The following is a 10,921-nucleotide window of genomic DNA, read 5'->3' as shown; positions in this document are numbered from 1 at the left end:
GGGCGCAGTCGGATGAAATCCGCTCGATTTCCGGCTCGCTGTACGCCCGGAATCGCGGATTATCCCTCCAGCTTCGTCCAATCAAATAAAACGCCCATAGCCGAGCTCCGGTTATTCGCCAATAACCCGTATGCCTCCACGGCCTCCAACGGGGAAAAGCGATGGGTTATCAAGGAGGATACGTTCATCCGGCCTTGGGTGATATAGCTCAAGAACAGGGCGGCCATATCGGAATGGCTCCAACCTTTGTATTCCATGCGGCCATGAATGCCCAGGATGGAAACCGAATTCGAGACGACATTGCGGCCCATTTCCTGCCGGGAAGGGGTCGCCGTATCCCCGAGCAATACGACGCGGCCCAAAGGCTTGACGAGCCTGGTTGCCTGAGCCAAGGCGATCGGATGGCCGGTAACGTCGAAGACGACGTCCAGCATCTTGCCGCCGGTCGTTTGCTTGATCGGTTCATGGGCTTGGCCCGCATCCATGGCCAACAGATGGATGCCCGGCCGCTCGTGGACCAGCTTTAACCGGCTTTCCGCCGGATCGATGGCGAATAGCTCCTTTACTCCGAAATTGTATACATATTGCGTCACCAGCTGTCCGAGAATCCCGAGTCCGATTACTCCGACCGTTTCCCCGAGCTGCAGCTCCGCTCGTCTCACGCCAAGCTGCGTCGTTTTCGACAGGTTGATCCACACGCCTTGCTCCACGCTCACGTCTTTCGGAAGAAGGCAAGCACGACTGGCTTCCGCTTTAAAATATTGGGCATGCGCATTTTCGACGAACACGCGGTCGCCCTTGCGTATCCCTTTCACTTCCGCTCCGATGTCCAGCACTTCCGCCACCATGGAATACCCGGGGTAGAACGGATACTTCACCCAGTCGGACCAGTTCGTCCCCGGATCGAATACGCCCCGCAGACATTGCAGCTCCGTCCCCGTACTGATCAGGGAGCATCGTGCGGCGCATAACATTTGAGTGGGACCGAGCGCGGGATCCAGCGATTCCGTTCGGGTTTCCACCTTTTCCTTTTCCGTGAAAACAATTTTAAACGTGTCCATCCAAAAAACCTCCTCAGCAGGGATTATGTACCCTCGAGAGTATTGTATAGGTTTCGGGTCTCGGATCAGTAGAGCATGGCTTTGTTGAAGTTTAACACTTCTACAGGTCGAACAGGCTTTTGTATTGCCCCGGGGAAATTCCCGTATATTTCTTGAACAGGCGGGTAAACGTTTGGATATCGTTGAATCCGAGCATACGGCTAATTTCCGTAATGTTCATCTCCCGCGTCTCCAGCAGCGCTTTCGCTTTGGCGATTTTGATTTCCCGGTGCAGCATGATCGGCGATTTGCCGAACATCTCTTTGAAATGGTTGCTGACATAGGTCGGATTCATGTGCAATTCGTCGGCTATATCCTTAAGCGTCAGCGAAGCCCCCGGCTGCGTCACGATCTTCAGCAGAATGGACAAGAAGCTGTCCGCCGGCCTCCCGCTATCCGAAGGCTCCGCATGTCCGACAGCATTGTCCAATAACAAGTAGAGCAGCTCGAGCGATTTGGCCTTGTGCAGGATGATGCTGGGCAAATGTCCTCCCTTGGAAGTGGTGCGCATGAATTCGTCGAATACCGCCTCGAATTTTTCGTAATTTCTGAGCGGGTAAATGTAAGGGATTTGCAAAAGCGGCAGCACATCGATCAAGTTATGGATCTTGTATGTAAAATGCCACCATAGAAATTCGGTTTCCTCATCGCTGTCTTTATACTGGTCATGCTCCAGAAAGGTAGGAATAAAGATGACGGTTCCCGGATCGATATCATAGACTTGGTCCCGGACCTTCAGCTTGGCGGAGCCTTTCTTCACGTAGGTCATCATGTAAAACTGCCGGAACGTACGCTTCCGGTAATTCATCGCCCGGAGGCGATGGATATCGAACTGCAAAACCTTCAGCTCCGCCGTTTCCAGCAACGAAGAGATGATATCGTCCTTCATGAAAAGCCACATCCTTCTGATTGCAAGCTTTTTTGATGATATCGTAAAGGATTCCGCTTACCGTTGTAAAGCGAATTGATGCTTGGACATTCTTACAGAAAATCGGTGTTTAATATTTTTTCCATTTCCTGATTCTGGTTAATCCGCAAACGTGTTATATTATTTTTAGTACTTATGACAAAGAGGAGGTAGAAAATTGAGTAATCTCGAATCGCAAAGTTATGTCAACCACCGTAAATTCGTACCTTTATACCATTTTGTCCTGGCACCGATCTCGCTTATCGTTTTCATAGCTTCTATCGTTCACATGCTCAAAGAACAATTCAGTTATTCATCCCTTTTAATTTTCGGTATTTCCTTATGTATGGCAATACTGGCGGTGCTTGTACGGCAATTTGCAACCAAATTGCAGGATCGGAGCATTCTTCAAGAGGAGAACTTTCGGCACATTCATCTTACGGGCAAACCATTGGATTCCAGACTCGGCTTGCAGCAGATCATTGCACTTCGTTTCGCGGATGACGCCTCCTTTCCCCAGCTATGCATGAAAGCCGCCGAAACGGGGATGGAACCCCGACTGATCAAGAAATCCATAACCCATTGGAGAGCGGACCACCATCGGGTCTGAGAGCAAGTGCATCCGGCCATAACGGCCGAGCGCATCGCTAGCAGCGATGCGCTCGGGTCTTGACTATACAAGCTGAACCAGTTTTTTGGCCGTAATCAATAAGAGTACCGCCACAATTCCGAATCATTCTTCTTATAGTACAGATTGCCGAAAAAATCGCCGGTCAGCATATCCGCGCCAGTCGTGACGATATTGGTGACCGCCTTGGTCGACTTGTTTATTTTGAACAAATAAGTGTTTTTGATCGTGCCGTACACGTAATTCGGGTCCTTGGCCACCGTGACCAGATCGGCATCCCGGTAAGTTCCGTTCGGGTAGGACACATCCGTATATTTTTGCTCGAAGTATTCGAATGTATTGTTGGCCGGGTTGAATACGAGCAAGTAGCCGTCCGCGAATCCCCAAATCTTGTTATCGACCACGATCAATTCGGTGACGGCCTTGATTCCGGCAACCGGCATGGGAGGCTTCGCAATCGTTCCGGTAGCCGGATCGTAGATGAAAAACTCGGCCGCGGTCGTCGTCGGCGTCGTCGAATAACCTCCTCGTACGGTCGTGCCGCCATACACCTTCCCGTTAAAATACGCGAGCGCGATAACGCTCTGATCATTCACGATTCCCGCATGCACCGTGGACGCTCCGGTCGTCAAGTTATAGACGGTCAAAGCTCCGTCCATGGCCCCCGTTTTCGCCGCCGTCCCCATGAACACTTTCCCTTCTCCGAACGCAAGCGCTTTGGGACGATCCTGGCCTTGGGTCGCCGTACTTACGAGCAGCCTCGGATTCACGTTGCCCGCCCACGGCAGGGAAGGATCGTATTCGTACAAGTTCCCGCCCGGATAAGCGGCAAAATACATTTTCCCGTTGTACGCGCCCATTTTATCGACTTGGGTGATCGGAGAATGCATCACTTCTTCCAAAGCGTCGTTCCCGTCCCCGCGAATCGGTTTGTAAATGCCGATGCCGCCGGTCAAATACGCGCTGGTATAAATATTTCCCTCCGGTCCGGTCGAGATCATATTCAGGTCTCCCGGAATTTTGGCCGCGCCGCCGACTTGAGCGAGCCGGAACATGCCGTTTTGCGGATTGTATTTCAGAATATAGGTTTGATTGTTGATGGCGCATATGCCTACGAGCGTCTTGCCTGGAAAGCCCGTCTGATCGGTCAGCGTCACCCACTCGAAGCGCTTGACTCTTCCGCCGACGTCGAAGCCGAGATTCGAGGCCGTTTTCGAGGCGATATCGTACGCGTACAATTTGCCCGTATTGGTGAAGTACACTTTTCCGTTATGTTCGGGCGAAGCATGGGAGGTCGCGCCCACGGCGGCATCCGTCGCCACGGATTGGAAGGAACCGTCGGGATTTTCCGTAACCTTCAGCACGACCATCGTTCCCCCGATGCCGACGAACACCCGGTCGCCCGTATAATCGATGCTTCCCGGAAGGGAAATTCCGGAATACGCGGACGACAAAATGTCGGTCGTCTCGCCGGTGACATTATCGAACCGGAGTACGGCGGCGTTCGCGCCGACGCCCAAATAGGTGACATCATGAGTCGCGTCGTAGGCCAGCGCCCTTATGTAGTTTTTTCCCGAGGCAAACGGCTTCGAGCCGATTTGGGCAAATCCGGCTGTCGGCGTATATTTGAAAAATGCCGCGCTGTCGAATGTCCCGCCGTAAATTTTCCCGTTCGTTCCCGCTTTCAGATCATAGATGATCGTTTCCCCGGAGGATGCCTGCCCCAGGTCGGAAATTGTCGTAGTACCAGCCGTATGTTTATAAAGTCTGCCGTTGGAATAAGCCCCGAAGTAGATCGATTCGTCCGTCGAGGTGGCAGCAGCCCAGACACCGGTCGGGTTCGTTGTCCCTGAGGGGAAGGTGACGACCGACGTAACCGATTCCGTATTCGTATCGATAACTTCCATCTTCGGCAAATGGCTGCCCGAGCCGGTCACGACTCCGTATGCTTTATGCGCATTCGGTCCGATCCCGAAAGTCGTTCCGTTCGGAGAAGCGTCGTACACTTGAACGCCCAGGCCGGTAAATTCTTTGGAGATAAGGACATTGTCCCAATACGCCGTCCCTACGCTTTCCTTGTTCGAGTAGAGCAGTACCGCCACTTTGGCCGTATTGGCCGGCGCGGTCATTTTGACTTGAATATTCGTCCATTCGCCGGACGGGGTGGAAATCGAAGTAAACGCGCCGCTGATATACGCGTTCGAGCTGTTGTAGAACCGGATATACAAATCCGCATTGCCGCTCGTCACATACACTCTGGAATAGGCGACATACGTAGTTGCCGCTGCCGCCGCCAGCTTGGCGCTCTCCAAGCCGAAGGCTCCCGCCGGATCGTTGTCCGTCAGTTTGAGGCTTTTGGTTCCGTCGTCCGCCTGCTCCGTTACCGCACTGAGCGTGCCGTTCGGATTGCCCGCCCCGAACGTCTGGGTCCAGCCCGTCAAATCGTTCTCGAAGCTATGGTTGGAGATCAACAGGTCCGCCGCTTGGACCGGCGTAATCAGAAACATGCCGGCCATACATACGACCAGCGACAGCAGCAAAGACAATCCTTTTCTTGTTCTCGCATTCAACGCAAACGCCTCCTTGGATTTCAATCCTGTAAGTGCTTACATTTCTAGTGGAACGGAGAAGTAAGGAAAAGCGATACCCTTGTTGACGATCCTGGTACTGTACTGGTATCGTTAAAAGGATACCAACTCTGCATGACGCCGTCAATACCCATTTCCGGGACGCAAGCCCTTGCTCCGGCACTGCATGCTTTCCATCCGCTACGGGATTGTTTGTTTGTTTGTTTGTGTGCCTCGTTGTCCCAGTGGCAAAGCTGCCGGCAAAGCGCGGCTGGCGCGATTGTCCCCGCTCTGTTTTCATGGCGTAATCGCCGTGATATGATGTATAAAAGTTCCGTCAAGGTCCGGGGGTGTTCGCCATAAATAAACGAGTTTCCAGTAAAGACAAGCTCGACGCCGTTCTTCAGGAACTTCGGGAACAAATCCGTAACGGTTCCATCCGGCCGGGGGAGTTTCTCGTCTCCGAAGCTCACTTGGCCAAGCAATACCATCTAAGCAAAACCACTTTGCGAAAAGTACTCGCCGATTTGGAACGCGAAGGTCTGATCGAGAAAATTCCGTGCATCGGCAACCGCGTGCGGGAAATTCCGGCCGGGCGGAGGAGCCTCAAGTTTTATTGCTATGACGTATGCTACGAGCTTCCCGTGTATCGCCGCATGATCCGAACGTTTCAAGACAGCCATCCGGATGTCGAGATCGAGCTGATCCCGCTCCCTAACGCCAACTATGTACAACAGGTTCTGGATAAGATCGAGACGGGAGAACAAGCCGATCTCGTCCTGTTGTCGGATGACCATTTCAACTATTTGGAGGATACGGGCAAGACGGATCTGCTATGCCGGGCGTCATCGGCTAACGACATCTATCCGAAGCTGCTGCACATGTTCAGCGCCAAGGGAGAGCTGAGAGCCGTTCCGGTCGTATTCTCGCCAATCGTCTATTGCTGCAATTCGTCAATCGTACCCGATTCGGAGAGCTTAAGGCTGGACAGCTGGAACGACCTGCTGCGACTTTCCAAGGAATTGACGAAATCCGATGCCGACGGCATCAAGCAGCAGTACGGGCTCGCTTTTACCGCGTCTCCACGCCGATGGCTCATGTTTATGCATCAGAACGGCGGGAGCTTTTTCGGGGAAAACGGCCGGCCGGCCTTCGCCGAACCCGCCGCAGTGGAGGCGATACAATTTTTCGAATCCCTCATCCACAGCAATTTGATTTCCCCATACATGCAGGGAGACTTTAGAGCCGACCGTTTTTTGTTCGAGAACAGCAAAGTCGCGCTGCTGCTGTCGAGCTATTTTTTCATGAACGAGCTGCATTCGCTCCCTTTCAAATGGGACGTGCTTCCCTTCATGCCGAGCGACAAACAGAAGTCCACGCTGCTGATCGGCAGCGGAATCGCGGTTCCTGCACGAAGCGAGCATCGCGAGACGGCGCTTGAATTCGCCGAGCATATGGCTTCGGAGTCATCGCAAAGCTATCTGAAGATGAACGCCTGTTCCATTCCGGCCAACCGGAGCGTCGCCGAAAACCGAAGCCTCGTAAACCATTCCATTCATCCGAAGCATTATCATTCGTTCATAGATTTGCTTCCTTACGCGGTGCCGATCAAAGACCTGGGCGTAGGCTACCGGCTGCTCTCGGAAATCGGGCTGGAGATGCTGTACGTCTGGATGAAGCTCGACACTGCCGCGGATACATGCCGGCGCGTCCAAGAGAAGCTGCTCAGGCCCGTCTATGAGCAATCCCTTGCAGCCACGCAAAATCGGATGGGCTGAATACGATCATGCAAACAGAAGAAACCACGGCTCCCGCAACCCGCAACCGGGGAACCGTGGTTTCTTTGTTTCGATCTCTTCTTTCCTTTTACTCCAAGCCTTCTTTGAAAAACCGCACCGCGCGGCTGATCAATACAGGCAGCACCGAAATGTGGTTTTCCCCTTCAAACTCCCGGTACTCCACATGCAATCCGCTGTCCATGTGCGGCTTCAGACGCTCGACCAGTTCTTTGGCGTTGTCATTGATCCGCGTCGGATGGTCCCGTTCCATTTCACCCGCCGTAACCAACAGCCTTGCGTTAAGCTTCTTGTCATTGCCGAGGCTTGTCCTCCACAGCCGTTCCTCGTCCAGGATAAGCCGTTTGTACCAGTCGATCGACGGGCTTCCGGCAATATACGTTTGGAAAGCATCCGTCCGCGTGAACAAGGCATGCAAGGCGAACAGACCGCCCAAGGAATGTCCGAATATCGCCTGCTCGCGGACATTGACGGGAAACATCCGGGCGATAAGCGGCTTCAATCGCTCCTCGATAAAGCGGAGAAAGGCATCCGCGCCTCCCTGACGGGGCCATTCGCCTCCGCGGGAATACGGGGGAAGCTCCTCAACCGGCATGGGCAGCGAATAATCGGTAAAACGCTCCGTCGAAAAGGCTTTGTCCGTCTCATAGCCGATTCCGACTACCGCCATCGAAGGACCGCTTCCCCTCTGCTTGCCCGACTGCAACCGGACGGCCTCGATCATGGTCCCGATGACGGAATTGGCGTCGAGCACATAGATGACCGGGAAGCCGTCAGCCGGCGGCTCCCCCTGCGGCCAGGATACGTAAATCCGGTAGACCCAGTGGTTTTCTTGCCCGGAACCTATCGTAAATTGCTTGGTCCCCGGCATATTGGCATCGAACAAGTCCGGTGTTGCCGCCGAATCCGTAGGAGTAAGGTTCCTATTCATCCCTTACTTCACCAGCTGCCGGCTAAGCTCGTCGAGAAACGCCATCTTGCCGATCGGCATATAGGCCTGATTGTAGAACGGATTGGCCGCTATTTGGTATACTTTTCCTTGCTGGACTGCTTTAAGCCCTTTCCAAACGCTCGACGATTGATAGGCCTCGTCGAACCCTTCCGGCGACAATAACAAAATATGATCCGGGTTCAGCGTCGTCAAATTTTCCAAGGTCAGAAGAACCATCGTTTTCTCCGGCGTATCGGGGGAGGTTGACGGCTTCGGCAGCTTGAAATCGTCATGGACGACGGAACCGGCTCCTTCGCTGCCCAATAAATAGAAGCCTTTCTTGTGCGCCAGGAATACGGAGAACGTCTCGTCCTTGAATTTGCTTTTGACCTGCTCCCCGATTTTGGCCGCCTTGGCGTCGTACTCCTTCAGCCATTTTTCGACGTCCTGCTTTTGCCCGAGTATGTCTCCGATCTCGGCAAACCGGTCGCGCCATTTCTCCAGATCGTTTTTCAGCATGACGACAGGCGCTATTTTTTTCAGCTGGTCGTAAATTTTGTCCTGACGCTTGTTCATGATGATCAGATCGGGGTTTGACGTCATCAGCGCCTCGATGTTGATCTGTTCGGTCATGTAGAACCCGACGATCGTGCTGCCGGCCAGCTTGTCCCCAATGTAAGCCGAAGGCTTCGCGTGGTCGTAGGAATCGGTATTCGCCGTCGCTACCGGCTTGTGATTCAACAGCAGCAGCTCCTCCGACGATCCGGAAATATCGGCGATCCGCTTCGGATTGGCCGGAATTTCCGCCTCTCCCTTCAGATCGGTTACGATCCGGGTACCGCTTTTCCCGGCCGGTGCGGTTTCCTTGCCGGATGCGGCCGTCTGCGGCACCGACTGCTTGGGTGCGGTCGCGCAGCCGGTAATGGACATGATACACATAAGGATAACTACGGCAATTATGCTTTTTTTCATGTTGCTCCCCTTCAGAACCATATTAGTAATGATAATCATTATCATATAATGTGATTATATCTGAATAGAGGCATGCCTGCCATGGATTATACTAAGAATTATTTTGTACGATCCTGATCCCATAATTTCATTACCGCATCCAGCATCCGGTCGTTCCCCATAGCCGAGTACTCCAGCCAAGGGTCCGGAGACACTAGCCAAATTCGCCCGCTGCTCACCGACGGCAGCGTCTGCCATGCCTTCGTCCGGCAAAGCCGTCGATAATGGGCATTGGACGGCTCGTCCTCGCTGAGGACGACGAGCATCCGCTCCGCCGCAAAGTCCCCAAGCCGCTCCGCCGCAATTTCCTTATAAGCGAAAATGGTTTCGACCTGAGGGGGCGAGGCCAGCTTCAAATCCCGATAAAGCACGCCGCCGGTCCGGCCGGCACCGCACACGAACAGCTTGTCCCGGTAAATATAGATCATGAGCGTCGCCGCGTCTCCCATGCCGGATCGCAAGGAGCGCCCGATGCTCTCGGCCTTCTCGTCATAACGGTCCAGCCAAGACGAAGCCTCCTCCTTTTTATTCAAGAATTGCGCCGTCAGCATCAGGTGCTCCCGCCAATCCTTATCGACCCACGGCACAATAAACGAGGAGGCGAGCCCGCCCATTTCTTCCCTGATGCCCGACGCCAGCCAATCGGTCGAAATAATCGCTTCGGGCCGGAATTCATGCAGCTTCTTCTGGTTGACGGCCCAATGCTCCTGTCCGTATGGATCTTGAAGATGGACGGAAATATCCCGGCCATAGCGTTGAATATAGTAAGACGACCAGTTCGGATGAAGCGCGGCCGCATACGGGATCATTTGCAGCGCCAGCAGCTGGCCCGTGATCGGATAGCCGTAAGCGGCAATCCGGTTCAGCCGGCTCCTCTTATAAACGGTCGGAGACATGCCGACCTGCTGCTTGAATTTGCGGCTGAAATAAAATTCGTCCGAATACCCCACTCGCTTCGCTACATGGCGCAGCTGGCTATCGGAACGCGACAGCATCTCTTTGGCTTTCTCGACGCGCCGCCCGGTCAAATAGTCGATGGCGCTGACGCCATATTTCTTTTTGAACAGCTGCATGTAATAATGCGGGTTGAGTCCGGCCAGCTTGGCCAGCCGGTCGATCGTCCATTCTTCCTCGCAAGCCTCCTCCATGCATTGCCTGGATAATTCCAATGCCGCCGCCGTGTCCGAAGGCCGAACGGCTTGCATATCCGCAAACAGACGATACAGCATCTCCTGAAACAAGCATTGGCCGCGAAAGCGCCTGATCGGATGGTCCTCCAGCCAGCATCGATAAGCTTCGTCGCACAAATCGAAGAAAGACTCGGAGGACTGAACGACGTTCCCGGTCCGCTGCGGAAAAGGCTCCGGCCTTGTCTCCCGCATGCCGTCATGCTCGAATTCCCGGTAAATTCCGAATCTCAACACATACGCTAGGGTGCCTTCAACCCATTCCATGGAAGGAGTCCGTTCCCCGGATCGGACAACCATCGAGCTCCCCTTGCCCAGTTCCGCTTGCCGGTCGCCTATCGTCATCTTCAGTCGGCCACCGGCACATAGGATCAGCTCGTAATCGCAATGCGGCCCGTACTTCTCGCCGCCGTCATCGGCCGCCCCTTTATCCGACATTCGCTCTATGTGCAGCAATTTGAACCAATAGTCCGATAAATCGATAAGAGCGGAACCCCCATACCGACTATCCTCGTTCATACGGCATCAACACCTGTCCTCATCGGTTTTTCTTCTTATTGTATCATTGAGTCAGGCGGCATAACAAAAGAAGCCGGACTCCCATGTATTGGGTTGCCAAACCATAAAATCAAGTGTAAATTACCAAAAAAGGCCGCCAAAGGCGACCTCAGACTGTTGAGAAAGTATACAAAAAGAGGATGCGAGGAAGGCAAGGGGTAGGGGAATGCTCACTTCCGTTAAAATCGAGTTATTTGGATGAATATTAGCGGTTATAACCCGATTTTAAAGTCAGA

General features: G+C 53.5%; 8 protein-coding genes. 2 read left to right on the top strand and 6 right to left on the bottom strand.

Annotation, left to right across the window (positions count from 1 at the left end; genetic code table 11):
* Positions 1-59: 59 nt before the first annotated feature.
* Entirely contained in the window at positions 60-1,061 is a 1,002-nt protein-coding gene (locus FE784_RS30815) for a zinc-binding dehydrogenase (RefSeq protein ID WP_139606104.1), read from the bottom strand.
* Positions 1,062-1,161: 100 nt separating this feature from the next.
* Entirely contained in the window at positions 1,162-1,989 is an 828-nt protein-coding gene (locus FE784_RS30810; protein WP_176706647.1) for a helix-turn-helix transcriptional regulator, read from the bottom strand.
* Positions 1,990-2,185: 196 nt separating this feature from the next.
* Here FE784_RS30810 and FE784_RS30805 point away from each other — a divergent pair, with 196 nt between their 5' ends.
* A complete protein-coding gene (locus FE784_RS30805; RefSeq protein ID WP_139606102.1) occupies positions 2,186-2,617 on the top strand; it encodes a DUF6526 family protein in 432 nt (143 codons plus the stop codon).
* Between the two features lie 95 nt (positions 2,618-2,712).
* On the opposite strand, the gene FE784_RS30800 is transcribed toward FE784_RS30805, so the two are convergent.
* Positions 2,713-5,205, bottom strand: coding sequence for a carbohydrate binding domain-containing protein (locus FE784_RS30800; protein ID WP_139606101.1), 2,493 nt, complete (start codon positions 5,203-5,205; stop codon positions 2,713-2,715).
* Between the two features lie 347 nt (positions 5,206-5,552).
* Here FE784_RS30800 and FE784_RS30795 point away from each other — a divergent pair, with 347 nt between their 5' ends.
* Positions 5,553-6,980 (top strand): extracellular solute-binding protein, encoded by a 1,428-nt coding sequence (locus FE784_RS30795; RefSeq protein WP_139606100.1) that lies wholly within the window; start codon positions 5,553-5,555, stop codon positions 6,978-6,980.
* An 88-nt stretch (positions 6,981-7,068) separates the two neighbouring features.
* On the opposite strand, the gene FE784_RS30790 is transcribed toward FE784_RS30795, so the two are convergent.
* From FE784_RS30790 to FE784_RS30780, 3 genes are all read right to left on the bottom strand, one after another.
* Complete coding sequence (locus tag FE784_RS30790) at positions 7,069-7,929, bottom strand: alpha/beta hydrolase (protein ID WP_246132270.1); 861 nt, start codon at positions 7,927-7,929, stop codon at positions 7,069-7,071.
* A 3-nt stretch (positions 7,930-7,932) separates the two neighbouring features.
* Positions 7,933-8,901 carry an ABC transporter substrate-binding protein gene (locus FE784_RS30785; protein ID WP_176706646.1) on the bottom strand — a complete coding sequence of 323 codons (969 nt, stop codon included), beginning with the start codon at positions 8,899-8,901 and terminating at the stop codon, positions 7,933-7,935.
* Between the two features lie 98 nt (positions 8,902-8,999).
* On the bottom strand, positions 9,000-10,646 hold the full coding sequence (locus FE784_RS30780; RefSeq protein WP_139606098.1) for a helix-turn-helix domain-containing protein: 1,647 nt from the start codon (positions 10,644-10,646) through the stop codon (positions 9,000-9,002).
* Positions 10,647-10,921 lie beyond the last annotated feature (275 nt).

Origin of the sequence: Paenibacillus hemerocallicola, from assembly GCF_006265175.1 — a bacterium.
In the GTDB taxonomy this organism is placed as follows: Bacteria; Bacillota; Bacilli; order Paenibacillales; family NBRC-103111; genus Paenibacillus_AB; species Paenibacillus_AB hemerocallicola.
This window is presented reverse-complemented; position numbering and strand designations above follow the sequence as displayed.

Coding starts and splice junctions, on each gene's coding strand:
- FE784_RS30810 (WP_176706647.1), bottom strand. CDS start 1,989: ATGAAGGACGATATCATCTCTTCGTTGCTGGAAACGGCGGAGCTGAAG.
- FE784_RS30815 (WP_139606104.1), bottom strand. CDS start 1,061: ATGGACACGTTTAAAATTGTTTTCACGGAAAAGGAAAAGGTGGAAACC.
- FE784_RS30790 (WP_246132270.1), bottom strand. CDS start 7,929: ATGAATAGGAACCTTACTCCTACGGATTCGGCGGCAACACCGGACTTG.
- FE784_RS30785 (WP_176706646.1), bottom strand. CDS start 8,901: ATGAAAAAAAGCATAATTGCCGTAGTTATCCTTATGTGTATCATGTCC.
- FE784_RS30780 (WP_139606098.1), bottom strand. CDS start 10,646: ATGAACGAGGATAGTCGGTATGGGGGTTCCGCTCTTATCGATTTATCG.